Origin of the sequence: Streptomyces sp. NPDC014656, assembly GCF_043084305.1 — a bacterium.
Taxonomy (GTDB): domain Bacteria; phylum Actinomycetota; class Actinomycetes; order Streptomycetales; family Streptomycetaceae; genus Streptomyces.
The window spans coordinates 257,974-277,009 of the sequence record NZ_JBIBZN010000005.1 but is presented as its reverse complement, the minus strand read 5'-3'; the positions used below and the strand labels follow the sequence as shown (position 1 = coordinate 277,009).

At 74.2% G+C, this 19,036-nt stretch carries 20 protein-coding genes; 6 read left to right on the top strand and 14 right to left on the bottom strand.

The window, feature by feature from the left end; translation table 11 throughout:
* Positions 1-5 precede the first annotated feature (5 nt).
* Together ACF1ED_RS14645 and ACF1ED_RS14640 are read right to left on the bottom strand one after the other, a co-directional pair.
* Positions 6-1,535, bottom strand: a complete 1,530-nt coding sequence (locus tag ACF1ED_RS14645; RefSeq protein WP_391760222.1) for a phosphodiester glycosidase family protein — start codon at positions 1,533-1,535, stop codon at positions 6-8.
* Positions 1,532-2,251, bottom strand: a complete 720-nt coding sequence (locus ACF1ED_RS14640) for a peptidase inhibitor family I36 protein (RefSeq protein WP_391760220.1) — start codon at positions 2,249-2,251, stop codon at positions 1,532-1,534. Before ACF1ED_RS14640 ends, ACF1ED_RS14645 begins: the two co-directional genes overlap by 4 nt.
* Positions 2,252-2,951: 700 nt before the next feature.
* Here ACF1ED_RS14640 and ACF1ED_RS14635 point away from each other — a divergent pair.
* Positions 2,952-3,347 (top strand): GNAT family N-acetyltransferase, encoded by a 396-nt coding sequence (locus ACF1ED_RS14635; RefSeq protein ID WP_391760218.1) that lies wholly within the window; start codon positions 2,952-2,954, stop codon positions 3,345-3,347.
* A gap of 25 nt (positions 3,348-3,372) precedes the next feature.
* On the opposite strand, the gene ACF1ED_RS14630 is transcribed toward ACF1ED_RS14635, so the two are convergent.
* The 8 genes from ACF1ED_RS14630 to ACF1ED_RS14595 all read right to left on the bottom strand — a co-directional run bounded on the left by ACF1ED_RS14630 (position 3,373) and on the right by ACF1ED_RS14595 (position 8,946).
* Entirely contained in the window at positions 3,373-3,876 is a 504-nt protein-coding gene (locus tag ACF1ED_RS14630) for a DinB family protein (protein WP_391760216.1), read from the bottom strand.
* A gap of 47 nt (positions 3,877-3,923) precedes the next feature.
* Positions 3,924-4,238: a hypothetical protein gene (locus tag ACF1ED_RS14625; RefSeq protein ID WP_391760214.1), complete on the bottom strand. Its 315-nt coding sequence runs from the start codon at positions 4,236-4,238 to the stop codon at positions 3,924-3,926.
* Between the two features lie 54 nt (positions 4,239-4,292).
* The gene (locus tag ACF1ED_RS14620) at positions 4,293-5,198 is read right to left on the bottom strand and encodes an SDR family NAD(P)-dependent oxidoreductase (RefSeq protein WP_391760212.1); all 906 of its coding nucleotides are present in this window, start codon (positions 5,196-5,198) and stop codon (positions 4,293-4,295) included.
* 56 nt (positions 5,199-5,254) lie between these two features.
* The gene (locus tag ACF1ED_RS14615) at positions 5,255-6,034 is read right to left on the bottom strand and encodes an SDR family oxidoreductase (RefSeq protein ID WP_391760210.1); all 780 of its coding nucleotides are present in this window, start codon (positions 6,032-6,034) and stop codon (positions 5,255-5,257) included.
* 14 nt (positions 6,035-6,048) lie between these two features.
* On the bottom strand, positions 6,049-6,732 hold the full coding sequence (locus ACF1ED_RS14610; protein ID WP_391760208.1) for a TetR/AcrR family transcriptional regulator: 684 nt from the start codon (positions 6,730-6,732) through the stop codon (positions 6,049-6,051).
* A 112-nt stretch (positions 6,733-6,844) separates the two neighbouring features.
* Positions 6,845-7,759 (bottom strand): hypothetical protein, encoded by a 915-nt coding sequence (locus ACF1ED_RS14605; RefSeq protein WP_391760206.1) that lies wholly within the window; start codon positions 7,757-7,759, stop codon positions 6,845-6,847.
* Between the two features lie 225 nt (positions 7,760-7,984).
* Complete coding sequence (locus ACF1ED_RS14600; RefSeq protein ID WP_391760204.1) at positions 7,985-8,476, bottom strand: hypothetical protein; 492 nt, start codon at positions 8,474-8,476, stop codon at positions 7,985-7,987.
* Between the two features lie 11 nt (positions 8,477-8,487).
* A complete protein-coding gene (locus ACF1ED_RS14595; protein WP_391760202.1) occupies positions 8,488-8,946 on the bottom strand; it encodes a YybH family protein in 459 nt (152 codons plus the stop codon).
* A 205-nt stretch (positions 8,947-9,151) separates the two neighbouring features.
* On the opposite strand from ACF1ED_RS14595, the gene sigJ reads away from it, so the two are divergent.
* Positions 9,152-10,042, top strand: coding sequence for an RNA polymerase sigma factor SigJ (sigJ, locus tag ACF1ED_RS14590; RefSeq protein ID WP_391760200.1), 891 nt, complete (start codon positions 9,152-9,154; stop codon positions 10,040-10,042).
* Between the two features lie 344 nt (positions 10,043-10,386).
* Entirely contained in the window at positions 10,387-10,818 is a 432-nt protein-coding gene (locus ACF1ED_RS14585; protein WP_391760198.1) for a hypothetical protein, read from the top strand.
* 359 nt (positions 10,819-11,177) lie between these two features.
* On the opposite strand, the gene ACF1ED_RS14580 is transcribed toward ACF1ED_RS14585, so the two are convergent.
* Entirely contained in the window at positions 11,178-11,612 is a 435-nt protein-coding gene (locus ACF1ED_RS14580; protein WP_391760196.1) for a hypothetical protein, read from the bottom strand.
* Between the two features lie 257 nt (positions 11,613-11,869).
* Here ACF1ED_RS14580 and ACF1ED_RS14575 point away from each other — a divergent pair, with 257 nt between their 5' ends.
* On the top strand, positions 11,870-13,015 hold the full coding sequence (locus ACF1ED_RS14575) for an SMI1/KNR4 family protein (RefSeq protein WP_391760194.1): 1,146 nt from the start codon (positions 11,870-11,872) through the stop codon (positions 13,013-13,015).
* A 133-nt stretch (positions 13,016-13,148) separates the two neighbouring features.
* Here ACF1ED_RS14575 and ACF1ED_RS14570 read toward each other — a convergent pair whose 3' ends face one another.
* The 3 genes from ACF1ED_RS14570 to ACF1ED_RS14560 form a co-directional block, all read right to left on the bottom strand.
* Entirely contained in the window at positions 13,149-13,694 is a 546-nt protein-coding gene (locus tag ACF1ED_RS14570) for a GNAT family N-acetyltransferase (RefSeq protein ID WP_391760192.1), read from the bottom strand.
* Between the two features lie 104 nt (positions 13,695-13,798).
* Positions 13,799-14,773, bottom strand: a complete 975-nt coding sequence (locus tag ACF1ED_RS14565) for a hypothetical protein (protein ID WP_391760190.1) — start codon at positions 14,771-14,773, stop codon at positions 13,799-13,801.
* 344 nt (positions 14,774-15,117) lie between these two features.
* Complete coding sequence (locus ACF1ED_RS14560; RefSeq protein WP_391760189.1) at positions 15,118-15,939, bottom strand: isocitrate lyase/phosphoenolpyruvate mutase family protein; 822 nt, start codon at positions 15,937-15,939, stop codon at positions 15,118-15,120.
* Between the two features lie 633 nt (positions 15,940-16,572).
* Here ACF1ED_RS14560 and ACF1ED_RS14555 point away from each other — a divergent pair.
* Positions 16,573-18,003, top strand: a complete 1,431-nt coding sequence (locus ACF1ED_RS14555) for a chondroitinase-B domain-containing protein (RefSeq protein ID WP_391760188.1) — start codon at positions 16,573-16,575, stop codon at positions 18,001-18,003.
* Positions 18,004-18,105: 102 nt separating this feature from the next.
* Positions 18,106-19,026: a hypothetical protein gene (locus ACF1ED_RS14550; protein WP_391760186.1), complete on the top strand. Its 921-nt coding sequence runs from the start codon at positions 18,106-18,108 to the stop codon at positions 19,024-19,026.
* Positions 19,027-19,036 lie beyond the last annotated feature (10 nt).

Here is a 19,036-nt window from a genome sequence, read left to right as displayed (position 1 = left end):
TACGTTCAGCCGACGACCGGGCTGCCGCCGGTGGCCACGTAGACCGCGTCGTAGACCCGGCGCTCGACTCCGGGGGCCGGGCCGTCGCTCAGGCCGTTCACCGGACGCGTGTCGCCGCCGAGGAGCATCGTGGACGACCCGCCGCCGTCCTGGTTGAGGGCGTCCATGACACCGAGGGCCTCCAGCGGTTCGGTGACCTCCGCGAGGAACCCGCCGTCGGGGGCGTAGTGGTCCCGCGGTCCGCTCAGGGTGACCATGACGGTCCGGCCCCGGTCGTCCACGCCGAGCGCGGTGCGGGAGTCCCGGCAGAAGTCCGTCCTGGCCTGGGGAGTCGCGGCGGTGAGCACCTTGCTCAGGCCGTTCTCGTCGTAGAGGCGGGCGCAGCTGCCGTGGGCGTAGCCCGTCGACCCCGCGCTCTTGTACCTGTTGTCGCCGTCGCGCAGGAGCAGCGAACCGCCGCCGACGACGTCCACCGTCTCGTCCAGGCGTATCTCCCGCTTGACGCCGTCGGCGTCGAAGCGGTGGTCCCAGAGCTTCTGGGTGACCGTGAGCGCGGCCTCCTGCTGGTGCTGCCGGCGCAGCCAGTCGACCTGGTGGTCCCCGATCGCCTGGAGGACGTACTGGCCCTTGCCGACCAGACGGCCGCCCCGCCCCGGTCCGCCGTCGACGATCACGCCGGTGGTGGCGTCCAGCACCACTTCGTACCCGGCCTGGTCGTCGGCGGCGATGTTCTTGTTGACGTCCGGCTTCGGCGTCGCCGTCCGGTAGGAGTAGTTGAAGAGCACGAACTCGGTCGGGTCCGTGTACGCGGTCTGGGCCTTGCCGTAGGCGTCTTCGTACGGGCCCGCCTCGCCGGCGGAGTCGTCGGCGTCGCGCGGGCAGCCCAGGGCGCCGCCGGGGTTCCGGTTGACGTCGTCCACGCGCTGGGTGGCCTCGCCGTACGGACTGCCCTCCTCCGTGAGGCTGCTGGTCACGCTGATGTCGGTCTCCAGCCGGGTGACGTACGGAACGCCGTACTGGAGCACCACGCTGTACCGGTTCCTGGCGAGCGCGCAGGAGGCTCCCATTACCTCCCCGTCGCGGACGGAGGCGCCGAGGGTCTGGATGGTCTCCGGCACGGCGTCCGTCGTGTCCGGGGTGCCCTCGTTCAGGAAGTAACCGCCGTTGATCGCCGCGAGGGGCAGCTCCGGCATGGCGTCCACCATGTCCCGGACGGTCTCGCTGGTTCCGGCCTTCCGGCCGAAGGTGCTCTCGATCCGCAGGGCGCCGCGGGCGGGGTCGATCCGGACGACGTTCAGCTCACGCGGGTACGTCCGCTGCGCGATCGGAGAGGTCTCCTTGTACCGGAAGTACTCCACGCCGGGCGCGAGCAGCCTGCTGTCCGCGGTCTGGACGGTCCAGCGCGGCAGTCCGGGCGCGGTCGGCGGCTCCTCGGCGGCCCGCGTCGGGCCCGAGGTGCCGACCAGGAGCACCGAACCCAGCGCGGTGGCCGCGGCCACCAGACGCGCGCCGCGGCGGTGTACGGAGGGGATCATGACAGGCATTCCTTGTCGGTGGCGAGGTCGGTGTCCGGCGTCCTGAGCCGGTGCGACCGGAAGGACAGGTCGAAGGGCGCGGTGAGCGACGTGCTGTCGCCGGCGTGGACCTTGTACGCCCTGGCGGCGGGCGGCCCGGTCCCCGTCCACTCGCCGGCCCAGGAGGCGTCGTTGAAGAAGCAGGCGGTCTTGTCGGTGCGGTTCACGACCGAGCGCACGTTGTCCGCCCAGACACCGGCGAGGTAGCCCGCGTGGTCGTTCGCGGTGCCGTACATCCCGCCCCGGCCGTTCGGCTCCTTGAAGATGCACAGCTGACCCTCGGGGCAGCGCTCGTACCCCGTGAAACAGGAGCCCTGCGAAGGGGCCAGCTTGTGCGAGGTCACCTGCAGGCCGAGCGTCCTCAGGTCACTGCGGGCACCCGGCGGGACCGGCTCCACGACCCCGCCGAGATAGGTGTTCGCGTACACGCAGCCCCAGAACGGCGTGTTGTTGTACACGGACACGGCCTTGTCGTCCCAGCCGGAGCCGGTGACGGTCGCGGTGCCGTCCACCGGGAGCCGCAGGCTCTCACCGGTACCGCCGGCGCCCTGGTAGAGGCAGAGGGACGGCTTCTCACAGTTGTCGTAGGCGGCATTCGCCGGCAGGGCGAACAGCACCGAGCAGAAAAGGGCGAGGGCTCCCACGACGAGGGAGCCCCGCAGCATCTTGATCTTCACGAGTCGCGAGTCTGCCAGGACAGCCGAGAGGGCCGTGCGGCGCCCCGGAACACGGGGCCATCGGCCGGCGGGCCGGACGACGGCGGACGGTGGCGGACGGTGGTGGACGACGGCGGACGGTACGGGCCCGGCAGCGTGCGGGGGGCCCGTACGATCGTGGGGGCGACCGAGACGATCCCGTCGAGGCCGCCTTCGGCCTCGGCCTCGGCCTGGGCGAGCGGGGCGGGCCCGTGGTCCACAGGCACTTCGTGGACGGGTCCTGGCGGCCCGCCTGTGCGAAGGCCGGTACACCGAAGGGCACCGGGCCCCACGCCCTGCGGCATCACCGCGCCGGGCTGCTGATCGAGCACGGCGAGTCCGTGAAGACGCTCTCCGGGCGGCTGGGGCGCACCAACGCGGCCGTGGCTCCGAACAATCCGCACCCGTCTGCGGCCCGGCTCCGAGGAGAGGAGCCTGGCCGCCGTCCACAAGGCGTACGCGGACCAGTCCGCCGATGCCGGGCAACAGGTCGACGAAGCGGCGTGGCCGGTGCCCCTGCGCGCTGACCGGAGCCGGCTCGCCCCGGACTCCGTATGGACCGCGAAGGCCGCCCGACTCGCCCCGTCCCGGGGCAGGCGGCCTTTCGCCGGACGTACGGGACGTTGAAGCGGAACTCCTGGACGCTCCGGCGCACGGACGCCCACCGCCTACGATGCGCCACATGACGATCCTGTACGAGTGGCGCGGGCCCCTCGACAACGCGGCGCTCGACCGCCTGCACGCCGAGGGGTTCGGCCACCCGGTGGGGCGGGCCGACTGGCGGACTCGGCTGGAGCGGCACAGCCTCGGCTGGGTCTGCGCGTACGGGGACGGCGCCCTGGTCGGCTTCGTCAACGTCGCCTGGGACGGCGGGGCGCACGCCTTCCTCCTCGACACGGTGGTCGCCCCGCGGTGCCGGTCGGCGGGCGTGGGCACCGCTCTCGTCGCCACCGCGGCCGAGCACGCCCGGGCGGCGGGGTGCGCGTGGCTGCACGTCGACTTCGAGGAGGACCTCCGCCGGTTCTACCTCGACGGCTGCGGCTTCAAGGAGACGGCGGCCGGGCTGGTCGCGCTGTGACCCCGGCCGCCGGTGGCGGCCGCTCCTAGCCCGTCGAGCCGTCGAGCAGTTCGCGGAGGATGTCCAGGTGGCCGTTGTGGCGGGCCGTCTCCTCGGTCAGGTGGAGGAGGATCCAGCGCAGGTCCACGTGGAGGCCGTCGCGGACGGGGCGCTCCGCCCGGGTGTCCAGGCTGTGGGCGGCGACCAGTTCGCGGTGGGCGGCGCTGTGTTCGGCGTACTCGTCGAGCAGGTCGCGGAGCGGGAAGTCGACCGCCACGCGCATCTCGCGGTCGGGGTCCTCCTCGGTCCAGGGGCCCTGGTCCTCCTCGCCCAGGAAGACGACCCGGAACCAGTAGTACTCCACCCAGCGCAGGTGGTTGATCAGCCCGCTCATGGTCATCAGCGGCGAGCCCGGGAGGAGGGCCGTGCGCGCGTGCTCCTCGGAGACGCCGTCGCACTTGGCGCGGGCGGTGTTCCGCGCGTAGTCGAGGAAGGTGGCGAGCTGGGTGCGCTCGTCCCACGCGGGCGGTGTGTCGTCGATTCTCGTCATCGCGCGAAGCCTCCCCGATCCGTACGGCGTCTGTCGACGCGTTTTCCTCAGGCGTCGGCCCGGAGGTCGTACAGGTAGGAGCGGTCGCCCTTGAAGCTGCGCCAGACCGTGGCCGGAGGGTGCGGGGCGCCGGCCGGGGCGTCCAGGGGGCGGGCGGTGAGGAGGCCGTCCGCGAGCTCGCAGTGCCAGTCCTCCGCCGGTGACCAGAGGCACCACACGTGTCCGTCCGTGCGGCGATAGGCGGGGCGGCCGTTGCGCTCGCCCTCGCGTTCGAAGCGGTGGCGGAGGCCGTCGGGGCGGCGCACGAAGACGACGGCTGCGGGAGGGGCGACCGAGGGCGGGTGGGGGTGGTGGTCCTTCATGGCTCCGTACCGGGCAGGGGACGCGGCGGGTCAGGGGGCGGCGGGCCGAGCGGGTCAGCGGGCCGCTCCTGGCGCCGGGAGGAGTTCCTGGATGCCGATGCGGTGGTAGAACTCGGCGCGGACGCGGTCGTAGACGGTGGAGACCACCTCGCTGCCGTCCTCGCTGGGGTCGACGTGGGTGCGGAAGGGACGGCGACCGGCCGGCAGGCCGACGACCCGGACGATCTCCTCGGCCACCTCGCCCACGTCGTGCCCGTCGGGGAAGATCCCGGCGAGGGCGTCGGCCATCGAGTCGCGCAGGGTGCCGTAACGGGCGTCGTAGGCCCGGGCGGTGGCCTCGTCGGCGGGGGCACCCGCGTGGGCGAAGTGGTTGGTGCCGCTCGTGTAGGCGCCGGGTACGACGATGGTGGTGTCGATGCCGTACTTGACGACCTCGGCGGCGTAGCTCTCCGCGAGGGCGTCCATGGCGGCCTTGGCGGCGAAGTACGGGCCCAGGAAGGGCGGGTGGCCGCCGCGGGTGGAGGACGAACCGACCCAGACGAGGTGGCCGCTCCCCCGCGCGCGCAGGTGGGGCAGGACGGCCCGGTTGACGCGCTGGGTGCTGAGGACGTTCACGTCGTACGCGTCGGCCAGCTGCTCGGTGGTGAACGCCTCGGCGGGGCCGAGCACCATGTGGCCGGCGTTGTGCACGACGGTGTCGACGCGGCCCTGTTCCTCGATGACACGGGCCACCGCGGCGTCGACGGACGCCTGGTCCTGGACGTCCATCTCGATGCCGCGGATGTCGGTCCCTTCGCCGGCCGCGAGGGCGGCGAGCTCCGCCACCCGGGGGGCGTTGCGGCCGGTGGTGGCGCGCATGCCCGCGTAGACGGTGTGGCCGGCGCGGGCGAGCGCGCGGGCGGTGAGGTTGCCGAAGCCGCTGGAGGCGCCGGTGACGAGGACGGTGCGAGGAGTGCTCATGGGGGCCACTTCCCTTTCGGGGGGAGGGGGGTTACGGGCTGGGGCGGGGCGGGAGGTCAGGCCAGGCCGCCGTTGGCGAAGAGGGTCTGGCCGTTGACCCAGCGGGCGGGGCCCGCGAGGAAGGCCACCGTCTCGGCGATGTCCTCCGGCCGGCCCAGGCGCTCCAGGGGTGCGGCCTTGGACAGGCGGTCGATGGTCTGCTCGTCCTTGCCGTCGAGGAAGAGCGGGGTGGCGGTGGGGCCGGGGGCGACGGTGTTCACGGTGACGTCGCGGCCGCGCAGCTCCCGGGCCAGGACGGGGGTCAGCGCTTCGACGGCGGCCTTGGAGGCGACATACGCGCCGTAGGCGGGGAAGCCGGTGCGGGTGACGGTGGTGGAGAAGTTGATGAGGGCACCACCGCGGCGGAGGCGGCGGGCCGCCTGCTGGGAGACGACGAAGGTGCCCCGGATGTTGGTGCGGTGCATGCGGTCGAGCGCGTCCAGGTCGAGTTCGGCGACCGGCGAGAGGAGCATGACGCCGGCGGTGTTGACGACGACGTCGATGCCGCCGAAGGCGCGCTCGACCTCGTCGAAGAGCGCCTCCATGGCCGTCTCGTCGGCGATGTCGCCGCCGACGGCCACGGCGCGGCCGCCCGCCCCCGTGATCTCCTCGGCCAGCTGCTCGGCGGTGGCCTTGCGGCCGGCGTAGTGCACGGCGACCGCCATGCCGTCCCGGGCGAGGCGCAGGGCCGTGGCACGCCCGATGCCGCCGGAGGCGCCGGTGACGAGGGCGACCCGGGGCGCGGAAACGGCGTCGGAGGTAGGGGCGGACGTGGGGGTGGGGGTGGAGGTGTTCATCGGGGGATTCCTTCTCAGGCGTGGGGGTCTTCGAGGCGGCCGAGCCATTCCTGGAGCAGGACGTTCTCGGCGGTGGTGAAGCCGGTTGGCGGGTCCTGCCGCAGCCGGGTGCGCAGCGTCGTGGCCGGTGACGCCTCGGTGGCCGGCGGGGCGGCCGGGGCCGTGGTGATGGCGGCGACGACGGCGTCGCGGACGCTGTCCGAGAGGACCGGGTCCTGGTTGACCTCGGGCCGGTAGAGCAGGGAGAGCGCCAGGCCGACGTTCGCCGCCATGACCATCTGCGCGGCCCGGTCGACCGGAACGCTCAGGCGCCCGGCGGCGGCGATCCGCTCGATGACGGCCGTCAGCATGCGGTGTGCTTCGCGGGCGGCCTCGGGCCGGCCGGCGAGGGCCGGGGAGTACATGAGCTTGTAGCAGGCGGGCTGGGCCAGCGCGAAGGCGACGTGGCTGTCCCAGCCGTCCCGGAGGTCCTGTACGGGGTCTCCGGACGGCACCGCCGCGCGCTTGGAGGCGAGGTACCGCTCGAAGCCGTGGTCGACGACGGCGGCCAGCAGGGCGTCCTTGTCCTCGAAGAGGCGGTAGAGCGTCGGGGCGCCGACCTGCGCGGCCTCGCACACCGCACGGATCGAGATGTCGCCGGCCGGCGACTCGACCAGCAGGGCGGCAGCCGCTTCGAGAATCCTAGTTTCCGTCTTCACGTAAACAACGTTACGCCATGGGGAACGGCGTTTCAAGTAGAACGTTAACGTCGTTACGCCGGGGGCGTGAGGCCCTGCACCCGCTCCGGTTCCGAATGCGGCTCCGAGGCCGTCAGTAGGCCCCGAAGGACCAGAAGACGCCCACCTCGTCGGCGCCGACCGCGATCACGCCCAGGTCGTCGAAGAGGTCGAGCCCGTTGACGTACGCGCCGGTGACGAAGCCGTGGGACCGGGTGCCCGCGAGGCCCGCTCCGACGAAGTCCGGGGTCGCCGCACCGGTGGCGATGGCGTTGGTCCAGTACCGCGCGCCGGGACCGTACCGGTCGAGCAGGGTCCGGGCGTCCGCCAGGAGGCGATCGCGGTCGGGGCGCGTCCGGACCGGGGCGGGCTCCGCCTGCCATTCCTCGGCCATCACGGCGAGCGCCCCGACCGCCGCGCCCACGCCGAGGGGGTGGAGGCGCGCCGGGAACCCGGACGCGGGCGGCGGGTCGAAGGGGTACGCGGGCCACGTGCCGCGGGCGTCGTTCACCCGGTCGCCGTCCAGCCGGATCCAGCCCCGGGGGTCGTCCACCGACCGGTGCATCACGGCACGGACGTCGTGCGCCCAGTCGTCGTGGAGGCGGGGACCGGTCGCGGCGAAGGTGTACGTGTCGTCCAGCAGCCGCAGCGCCGCCGCGTTCCACGGGCAGCGGCGGCGGCGGAACTCCCGCAGCAGTCCGCCCACTTCGCGGACGAAGGTCTCGTGCGGCTCACGCGGAAGCCGCCGGAGCCGGTCGAGGGCCCACCGGACGAGCTCCCCCTCGGTGTCCCCGCCGCCCGGCGCCGCGTGGACGCCCCGGGGCTCGGCACCGTCCCGGAGGGCCTCCAGGCAGACGTCCAGCCGGTCGAGGGCCGTCTCGACGTCGGGCGGGGTCATGCGGCCCCCGCCCGGAGCAGCACCGGCGGCCGGAACGCCGTAGCCGCGCCCGCCGACGTGCGCGCGGTCCTTCGTCTCCTCTTCGAGGGGGGCGTGCCGAGATCCCGTCATGCCCGGGAGAGTACTGCGGCCGAGGGCACCGAAGATCGGGCCGCCCGCGAACACGTCCCACCCCGCCCCACCGGCAGCGCGCCCCCACCCACCGGCGGGCGTCCCGTCGCGGACGCCGGGGATCGGCGGAGGACCGGCCCCGCGAGCCCGGCGCCCTCGGGGGTGTCCCGTCGACCGGCGCGGAAGGACCGGTCGACGGGACGCCCCCCTGGCAGCGCCACGCGCTCAGCGCAGGATCTCCAGCCGTACCCGCTCGTCCGGCGTCGCGATGTCGTGGAAGCGGGCGACGCCCCGGGCGCCGGCGTACGCGCCCGTGCCGCCGGTGATCGCCATGTCGAGCGGGGACGCGCCCTTCGTCCACAGCGACTGCATCGTCAGGGACCCCCGCGCGACCTCCATCGTGATCACGCACTGCGACGTGACCGCCGCGCCCCGCACGTGGATGACCTGGCAGGTCCCGCCCCCGCGCCCGACGTCCCGGCCGTCCTCGACGCCGGTGCCGGAGTAGAGGTCCGTGTCCCCGAGGCTCGGTCCCGCGGGGCCGTGGTCGACCGAGGTGTACTGGTCGTTCCGGACGGTGAGTTCGATGACCTCGACGCGCCCCTTCCGCGGAGGGTCGCCGGCCTGCGCGCCGTCGGCGGCGAGGGCCCCGACCGCGACCGCGGCGAGCGAGGCGGCGGCGAACTTCCCGAGCGCCGAGGCGCGGAGGCCGGCCATGCGGACGCCCCTCACCGTGCCGCGCCGAACGAGAACGGCTGGTCCTTGCCGGTCGGGAGCCAGACCGTCATGGTCGCCGGGTCGACCGGGATCGAGACGTGTTCGTGCGTGATCGACCACGCCCCGTCCGCCCGCCGGAGGCAGACGCTCTCCCGCACCCAGATCGACGCCTGGAGCCCGCCCCTGCGCTCCCCCGAGTCCAGGTGGAGCATGTGCGCGAACGCGGTGTCCCCTCCGGCCGCGAGGGTGACGTCGTGGGTCTCCAGGCTGATGGGGCCGGCGTATCCGTCGAACCAGCGCAGGAAGTTGCGCCGGATCTCGTCGGTCCCCGTGAACCGCAGCGGGGGGACCGCGTCGTAGTAGACGGCGTCGGCTGCGTAGAAGGACATCAGGCGGTCGATGTCCTTCGTCTGCTGGGCCTCGGCGCGGCGCGCCAGGAGCGCCCGGATCTCGGACTCGTGGGTGGTCATCGCGTACTCCTCCGGTCGTGTTCGGCTGACAGGAGGACGAGACGGCCCGGCGGAATGTGAGGCGAGCGGCCCGCCCGCCACGCACGCGGCGCACCAGGCGCGGGTACGGGCACGGGTACGGGCACTGGCACTGGCACTCACGTCACATTCCGGGAAGCCGTCCCGTCATAGGGGAGGAAGAACCGACCGAAGGAGCCGCGCGACCATGACGACCAGCCCCACCGCCGAACGCCGCAGGCTGATCAACCTCGCCTACCGGATGCTGGGGTCCTTCGCCGAGGCCGAGGACGTCGCCCAGGAGACGTACGCCCGCTGGTACGCGCTGTCGCCGCGCCAGCGGGAGGCGGTGGCGTCCCCCGGCGGCTGGCTGACCAAGGTCGCGGGACGCATCTGTCTCGACGTGCTCCGCTCGGCCCGGGCGCGGCGGGAGCGCTACGTGGGGGCGTGGATTCCCGAGCCGCTGCCCACGCCCGCCGAGTGGCCGGCCGGCGCGGGGGACGGCGGCACCGGCGATCCGGCCGACCGCGTCACGCTCGACGAGTCGGTCGGCATGGCCTTCCTCGTCGTGCTGGACGCGATGACGCCGGCGGAGCGCGTGGCGTTCGTGCTGCACGACGTCTTCCGCTACTCGTTCGCCGAGGTGGCCGACATCGTCGGCCGCACCCCGGCGGCGTGCCGCCAGCTGGCCTCCTCGGCCCGCCGCCGCGTCGACGCCTCGCGGGCCCCCGTGGCGCCGACCGCCCAACGGGCCCGTGTCGTGAGGGAGTTCAAGGAGGCATGGGAGGCGAAGGACATCAACGCCCTCCTCGGGCTGCTCGACGCGGACGCCACCGCCGTCGGGGACGGTGGCGGTCTCGTCTCCGCCCTGCCCCACCCGATCGAGGGAGCCGAGCAGATCGCCCGCTTCTTCGCGGGCCGGATCGCCCCGGACCGGCTGGTCCTCCGCGCGTGCACGGTCAACGGTCAGCCCGGCCTGGCGGCACACATGGACGGAGCCGTCCTGGCGGTCTACGCGTTCGACATCGCGAACGGCCGGATCCGCCGGATCTGGGCGGTGCTCAACCCCGAGAAGCTCCGGTCCTGGAGGAGGGGCTGACCACAACCGCCCCCGCCCCGCCCCCGCCGGCCGTGCGACACCGTTGGCGCGTCCAGGGCGAGCGTGACGTCGGCCTTCATGACCCGTGATGGCCGTCACGACCGACGGACTGCCCGGCATACGGATCCGCGACGAACCGGGCGAGCCGTTCGCGGACACGGACCTCGCCGAACTCGCCCCGGACAGGGGCGAGCCGGCGTGGTCGCCGAGCCGGCCGGCGCCGGCATCGGTCACGCCGTGCCCACCGGACCCGGGGACCGGCTGATCGGAGTCGGTGGAGGCGCCAGGGCAGAGCTCATGGGCCGGCTCCGGAACCGGCTCCTGGAGTCGGGCATGATGCCCAGGTGAGCACCATCGTGAAGTTCTTCGCCGCTCCTGACGACGCGTCAGCGAGCCTGGCTCTCCGGTCCGGGCCGGGACGGGCGTTCGAGTCGCTCTCCTTCGGCAACTTCGATCCCGAAGAGGCCGTGGTCGAGTGGGAGTGCCTTCTGGCCGGCGGCTTCGAGGAGCTCGTCGAGGCCGGTGAGCCTCGGATCGTCGCCGGGCAGGACGGCGACGGGGGCGTCGTCTTCGCACTATCGCCTCGGCTGTCCACTGCGCTCGCGGACTCCACGCCCACCGGGTTGAGCGACGCGGCCGCCTCGTGGGTTCGGCTGCGCGCGGAGGACGGCGAGGTCATCGGCGCGGAAATAGCGGACGCGATCGTAGGGGGTCTGGCTGCTCTCGTCAGCGGTGCCCGGCGCCAGAACCAGGGCGTCTACTGCTGGGTCGCGTAGGAGCTCGTGTTCGGCGGACCGCCTGGCTGTCGGCCTTCTCCCGGACGGCGCCCTGGAGCGGAAAAAGGGGTGTGCGGACCGGGCGGGGGCGACGGCACGATCTCCCCCAGGGAGTGCGGGCCTTCGGTCTGCGGCGATGCCGGTGTCCCGGCCTGGCCGAGGCCCGGCCGCAGCACCGGCTCACCGCCACCTCCACAGCCACCGCCACCGCCACCGGGATGAACTCCCGCCGACTCAGCGCCTGGTGGGTCAAGGCGCCAAGGACCCGCACGCGTACGTCACACCTGGCGGCCCTCCGGCCCGCCGAGCGGGGCCGCATACCGCGCGAATCAGCCGTCGCTGTCGCCCGGACCGACTGTCTACCAGCCGAGCACGGCCACTTCGTCGTCACGCAGTGCCCACATGGGTGCGGCTCGGGCGGGCCCGCCGGTCACCCGCAGTGGGTGCGAGCGGTACCCGTCATCCGCGTCCTCGACGGCGAATCCGGTGGAGGCGAGGGTCGCGGCCGTCGAGCGCGTCATCGCGGCCCCGATCTCGCCGGAGTGACGCAGGAGGGGATCGTCCGGCAAGCGAAGGCGGAAGGCGCGGCCCGTGCACTCCCGCAGACGGGGGCTGGCCAACCAGCCCACGTACACGCCGCCGGCAGCGTCGGCCCCGTCATCGACCTCCGCCTCCGCGCCGTTGGCCAGAACGCGGGCCAGGCCGGGCGTGAGGACGGGAAGACCAGCGGCGGACAGCTCATTGCGCACCCTCGATGCGAGCGCCTCCTGGCGCTCGGACTCCTCCGCACCCACCCTCTCGCACATCCGATCAACTTGCCCGTCTCGACCCCGGGGCCGGACGAAGACGGCCGCCACCGGAGCGGAGCGGGGGTGACCGAGCGCTTCACTCGGCGAGTGAGCCCGTGGGCCGGTGCCCGGAGATCCGGTGTCGACGGTTTGGTGAGCCGGGACAAGGGGCCACGGCGAATTACCGGCCCGAACGCCGACACGGCGGACGAGACCGAGGAGCGCCGATCACGCTGTCAGTGGCGGACTTTAGGGTCAGTCCTATGACGACAGACCTGGTCCAGGCCTCGTGGGCCCGCATCGACGCGTGGCTGCGCGAGCACGCGCCCCGCACGTTCGCCACGCTGCAGCCGCCCGCAGGGGACGACGAGATCGCGGCGGCGCAGGAGGAACTCGGCGTCACCTTTCCTCCGGACCTGGTCGCCTCGCTCCTCCGGCACAACGGGGCGCTGGAGGGGCCCGAGGCTTTCCGGTTCAGCTCGGGCGACCGGCTGCTCGGGGTGAGCGGAATCCTCGGGGACACCGGGTTCATGCGCGGCATCGACCAGGGCCCCGACGGGGAGGACGAGGGCTATTGGCTTCACGACTACGTGAAGTTCGGTTCTTACGACGTGACGTCGGACGGTCTTCTGGTGGACTGCCGCACCGGGCGGGAATCCTCCGGCGCGGTCGGGCGGTTCTTCGACGAGACCGGCACCGGTTTCGGGGAGGCCGACTCGCTGGGCGCGTACCTGGCCGAAGAGGCCGCCCTGCTGGAGCGAGGCCGGGATGCCGGTGTCGTCACGTTCAACGGCCGACTGTTCCGGGAAACGCCTCTGCCCGCCAGGCCGAAGTACAGTGCCGACGAGCCCCTTCCCGCACCGGACGAGCAGCTTCCGGAGCTGGACCTGTCCTACAGCCCCACCGACCTCCTCCACGTGAGCTACCTGGACGGACACGAGGAACTCGGTGCGCTGATCGCGATCCTGCCGTACGAGCGGGTGGTCGAGGCCGCCCAGAAGCAACTGCGCAGACTGGCGGTCGAAACCGGCCTGAACGACTGCCCGGAGGTCGAAGCGGCCCTGACCGCGTGGGAGCGCGGTGCGGCCCCGCCCCGGCCGGAACAGACCGGTCCGCTCGCCCTGCGCCTCCGCGCGGTGCTCGCGCAGGCCGACACCGGCCGAAACCGCCCGCTCAGGTGGGCCGCGGAGAAGATGGCGCTCGGTCTCTGGGGGTCCCCCTACAGGGCCGTGCACGAGAGCGCGGAGCTCCGGAGCCACTTCACTGTCGACTGGCGGGCGGATCTCCACGCGGACCTGGGCGGTCCGCCGCTGCCGCCGATACCTGACGACCGGTTCTGGGGAGCTCTGCGCAACCCCGCCATCGACTCCGCTTGGTACGCGGCTCAGTACGCGCAGGACCAGGCCTGAGCGGCGGGTCACTCCCGCGTGAGCGCTCCGTCCGGCAGGCCCAGCGGCAGAACGAGCGGCCCTGCTGCCGGCGGACGAAGCCCCTCCTCGCCGACAGCGGGGCGGGGCCGCACGGCCGCGCCCCCCGCCCGTGTCAGGAGGTGCGCGGCAGCTCCCAGGTCTGCAGCGCGAAGGGGCGGCCCTTCTCCTGGCCCTCGATGAGGGGGACGTCGAGCAGGGTGAAGCCCGCCTTCGTGGCCACGGCGACGCTGGGGGCGTTCTCGGCCTCCAGCTCTAGGACCGCCCGCTCCGCCCCGAGCTCCTCGAAGGCGTACGCGGCCATGACCCGCACCGCGCGGACGGCCAGGCCCTGGCCCCGGTGGGCGGGGCCGACGGCGTAGCCGAGCTCCACGCCGTCCGGGAGGCGCCGCAGCATCACCTCGCCGAGCGGTGCGCCGCCGTCGAGGGTGATCGCGAGCAGGATGGTGGTCCCCTCCGCCCGCAGCGTCCGGTCCCGCTCCAGCCGGGTGGCGGCGGCCTGCCGGTCGAAGGGGGAGGCGAGGGGCGTCCAGTACGCGACGTCCGGGTCGTCGAAGAGCGCGGGCATCGCGGACAGGTCCGACTCCGTCCAGTCGCGCAGGACGAGCCCTTCTCCCGTCAGCTCGATCCGAGCGGGGAACGGGGAGGTGGCGCTGCTCATGCTGGGGTTCCTTCCTGGCCTCTGGAACGAGGCAGCATAGCGGGGTGATCGTCGGTCGTTCCGATCATCGGAGCGCCGGGGCCGCGTCCGGCACGGCCGTCCCGTCAGGCGCCGCCGGCGCCCACGTACCGGGGAAGCCTCCCCGCCGGCTCGCGCAGCCACGGTCCCCGGACCGCCGCCAGCCGGTCCAGGGTGGCCTCGAACACCCCCGGGTCCACGTCGAAGAGGTGGTCGGGGCGCGGGGCGGGCGGGTCGTCGCGCAGAACCCCGTCGGGCAGCCCGCCCGACGCGGGGAGGGGGAGGTCCCGCTCCGGCGACGCGAGCCACAGCCAGACGCCGAACGGCAGCGGCACCCGGTACGCCGCCCCGTCGGCCTCGCCCCCGGCCTTCCGGCCCCCCGGCTGCCAGGTCTCCCCCGTCTGCGGATGGACCGGTACGAGGAGGACGTCGGCCGCCCCGTCCGGTACGGGCAGCCCCGGCCCCGCCAGGACGGCCCGCCGAAGTGCCGGGCCCGTGCCCAGAACAGTGTCCAGGGCGCGTCGGAACATCACCGCGACCAGGCCCTCCGGGAGGCTCACCGGGCGCCCTTCCGAAGCCGCCAGCAGGTGGGCGAGGGCCTGGGCACCGGCTGCGTACCACTGCGGCGTCCAGGACCACCACTCGGACGTCGTGCTCCACCGCCCCCAGGTGGCGAGCCGGTGGAGCGGGGGCGTCGCCGCCCCCTCGCGCACCAGCGTCGCCCAGGGCAGGAGGACGACGTCGGCGACCTGCCGACGGCGCACGGCGCCCGGTTCGAACCGGACCGCCTGCCAGAGCGAGCAGTCGTCGATCCGCCGCGCCACGGGAAGGCCGCACGCCGCGCAGTTCATGTCGGGGCCGTCGGACCCGTCCAGGCCGCAGCAGGACCCGCACCCCCGCTCGGGGACCAGCACGGTGCCCCGGACGTCCCCCGGAGCGACGACGACGGACCCTGTCTCGGCCCCGGCCCCCGCCCCGCCCTCGGCACCGGCCGCCGCGCGGCCCCACGGCTCCGGATCCACCGCGAACGTCCCCGGCTCCATGAGCACGGGAAGCCGCACCCCGTTCCCGTACGCCCGACGGGCGTGCACCGGCAGAACCACCCGGGCGAGCGGCGCGGTCAGCCCGGCGCCGCATCCCGCACACACGAAGACGAACGACTGCCCTCCGCTGGGAAACGGCCGTCATCGTCCCAGGCCGGCGGGCGGGGGGCCACCGTGTTTCCCCCGGGCCCGCCGGGCCCGGATCGAGGACCTGTCGCACGGGCTGGGGGCCGTGCCGCGATCGGTCCCGCCCTCCCCCGATCCCCCCATCCCCCGATCCCCCGCGCTCGCGCCCGACGTCCTCCCGGCCGTCGCGCCGATCCCGTCCCCTCACGCGCCGCCCGCACCCGTACGGGTGCGGGTCAACCGGTCGTGCCGAGCAGGTCGTTGAGGTGCGTGTAGTCCAGGTCCTGCTGGAGGGACCGGAGGGAGTCGTAGGTGCCCGCGCCGTAGAGTTCGCGGGCCGCGCGCCGGGCCACGGCGTAGGCGGCCTCGGCGATGCCCGAGCCGAGGCTGACGCGGGCGACGCCGAGGGCGCCCAGCTCCTTCACGGACGGGGCGCCGGGGCCCGCCAGGACGTTGAGGGGGACCGTCAGGGCCCCGGTCAGGGCGGCGATGAGGTCGGGGTCGGTGACCCCGGGGACGAAGATGCCGTCCGCCCCGGCGTCGACGTAGGAGCGGGCCCTCTCCAGCGTGTCCCGCAGCCGGGTGGCGGGGTCGCCCAGTCCGAGCAGGTACGTGTCGACGCGGGCGTTGACGAAGAGGTCGGCGCCCGCCCGGTCGGCGGCGGCGCGGACGGCCTCCAGCCGGGCGGCCAGGGTGCCCGGCGGACGGGTGCCGTCCTCGATGTTGACGCCCGCGGCACCGGCCTCCAGGACCCGGGTGACGGTGTCCGCGACCTCGGCGGGGGTCTCACCGTGGCCCCCCTCGATGTCGGCGGTCACCGGGACGGTGACCGCCGCCGCGATGCGGGCGACGGCGTCCAGCGCCAGGTCCCGGGAGATCCGGTCGCCGTCCGGGGCTCCGAGCGACCAGGCGACGCCCGCGCTGGTCGTGGCGATCGCGGGGGCGCCCGCGGCCTCCATGATCCGGGCGCCGGCGACGTCCCAGGCGTTGGCGAGCGCGAGCGGACGCGCGGGGGTGTGGAGGGAGCGGAAAAGCGCGGCGGGGCGGGTGCTGGTCATGCCCCCAGCCAATCAGCGGGCGGCGGGCGCGTCCGGCAGGAATCCGACATCGACGTCGGCACGTCACGGCGGCCCCGATTCCCGTTGGGCAGGAGCACGGCAGCCGGGGCACGATGCCCGCGATGATCACCACCGCCGGTCCTCCGCTCGCCGCTCTCGAACCCCTGCCCCACTCCGCTCGGCTCAGGTTCACCGCCGTCACCACCCACCGGCTCGCCGCCCGGGGCGGCCTCCGCCCCCTGCTCGACGAGCCGGACGCGCTCGACCCGTACGAGCGGCGCCTCGGCGCGCCGGCGGCCCTCGCCGCCGGCGACACGGCCCACCTGCCGGCACGAAGCGCCGGTGGCGCCGGTGGGAGGACGAATTCACCTGCGCCTGCTGCGGCGGGGGCTGGGCCCGCGACAAGCTCCAGGAGGCCATGCGTCTGCTGCCGCCGAGGGCCGCCCCCGAACTGCGGGCGCGGGTCGGGCGCCTGGACGGCGCACTCCTCCGGCGGACGCACCACGAGCCCGCGCCGGACCCGGAGTCGGCGTGGTGGCACCGCAGGTGCTGACGGTGGGCGCGCGTTAGCGGGGCGTCAGCGAGACGGCAGGGGCGGCGTCGAAGCTGGAGGGGACCACACCAGGAGGCATCATGCGACGACGTACGTTTCTCAAGGGGACCCTGATGGGCTCGGCCGCGGCGGCCGTGCCCCTGTCGGGGCTGGCGCAGGGGACGGCCGCGGCGGCCGGGACCGTGAACGTCGGCAGCATCGCCGCGTTGCAGGGGGCGATCGACGCGGCCGGGCCCGGGGACCGGATCGTGCTCGCCGACGGCTCCTACACCGTCCCGTCGGCCGGCATCCGGATCACCGGCAAGCACGGGACCACGGACGCGCCGATCACCATCGTGTCCGCCAGCCGTGGCGGTGCCGTGCTCAACGGGCCCGTGGGTTTCGTGCTGTCGGGGTCGAGCAACATCACCCTCAGCGGCTTCGCCTTCCGGCAGACGACCACCCTGGCCGTCCCGGCGGACTGTTCCCGCATCCGGCTGACGCGCAACGACTTCAAACTCGCCGACAGCACGGGCCTCGACTGGGTGACGGTCCGGGGCGACGACGTGAAGGTCGACCGGAACTACTTCCACCACCGGACGACACAGGGCATCTTCCTCGTCGTCGACGGGCCGGGCACCACCGCCATGGCCCAGCGGACCCACGTCTTCCGCAACTACTTCGCCGACCACGCCTACACCGGCGCCAACGGCGGCGAGGCGATCCGCCTCGGCGTCAGCCACCGCGCCCTGTCCGTCGCCGACGCCCTCGTGGAGTACAACCTCTTCGAGCGCTGCGACGGCGACCCCGAGGCGATCTCGGTCAAGTCGTCCGGCAACACCATCCGTTACAACACGCTCCGCGACAACAAGGGCGGCATCGTCCTGCGGCACGGCAACGTCACCACCGTGGCCGGCAACCACATCCTCGGGGGCGAGAACGGCGTGCGCCTGTACGGGAACGACCACCTCGTGGTGAACAACCACATCTCCGGTACGACCTCCCGGGGCATCGTCATCGGCAGCGGCACCACCCGCGACCACCACGAGGGCGAGACCACCGAGGAGCGGCGCGGCAACGACGCCTGCGACCGGGCCGTCATCGCGCACAACACGCTCGTCGGCAACTCCGCGACGCTCTCCGGGGAGAGCCGGACCTACGAGCCGCGCGACGTCGTCGTCGCGGACAACATCCTCGTCGCCTCCAGCGGCAGCCTCGTCAACCTCGGCACGACCAGCGGCTTCACGTGGCAGGGCAACATCCTGTGGGGCGCCGCGGCGAACGGCACCATCCCGGCCGGCGGCTTCCGCCGCGTCGACCCCCTGCTCCGCAAGGACGCCGACGGCGTCAGCCGGCTCACCGCCGGCAGCCCGGCCGTCGACGCCGCCACCCTCACCTCGCTGTCCGTCCCCGAGGACGCCGACGGCCACGCGCGCGGCACCGCCCGCGACGTCGGCGCCGACGAGTACACGACCCTGGCACCGGTCCGCCGCCCGCTGACGACGGCCGACGTCGGCCCGAACGCGGCCTGAGCCCGGTGGCGCGGCGCCGCCGCGCCACCGTCCCCCCGGTCCCGCCGGTCTGCCGGTGGGACCGGCGGGCGACGTCCGGGAGGCGCCGTCTACGCTGAGCGCGTGCGACGCAGTGACCTCACCCGGGACGACGGTGCGTGGACGGGCCTCGCCCTGGAGCCGGGGGACCGCCGCCGGCCGGGTCTGTGCGTCTTCGGCGCGGGGCGGCGGCTGCTGCTCGCCCAGCTCTCGCGGCCGGTGCTGCTCGCCGTCGTCGACGAGCACCTGGACGGCGTGGGCTTCCGGCGGACCGACGCGTACCGGTCCTTCGTCCCGCCCCCGCGCGCCGACGCCGCCCGTGCCCTGGCCGGAAGCCCGGAGCGGTGGGCGCACCGCTTCGCGCGGTACCTCGGGGACGCTCCGGACGGTCCCCTGCACGACGGCCGGTGGCTGCTGACGCCCGGCCACCGGCTCCTGCGGTGGCGGGACCCGGCCGTCCCGCACGCCGCGTACTGGGAATCGATGCTCGTCGAGGGCCATCCGGACGGCTACCTCGACTGGTTCGACCACGCCGGTTCCTGGGAGGTCCTCCCGCTGCGCCCGATGCCGGGCCCCGAGGACGGCCGGGTGAAGGCGTACCGCAAGCAGGTGCGGGAGGGCACGCTCCCGCCGGTCCTGCTCTGGTGGGTCAGCGGGCTGGACTGCCACCTCGTCCTGGACGGCCACGCGCGGCTCGCCGCGGCGATCGCCGAGTCCGCCGAGCCCCCGCTGCTGGAGCTGCGCCGCGCCCTGCCGGGCGACGACCTGGCGGCCCGCACGAAGGACGCCGTGGACCTCTACGAGGACGAACTGGACCGCTTCGCCCGGCTCCGCGCCCTCCACGGCCCCACCGTCCCCGACGGCACCGCCCTCGCCGGTCCCGAGCTGGCCCGCCGTCTCGAAGAGCTGCGCACCATGGAACGGCCGACCTGGGCCTGGCCGCTGCCCGGCGGGGAAGCCCGCTGGCACGACCTCGCCCGGGAGGCCGGGTTCCCACGGGACTGACGCGGCCGTG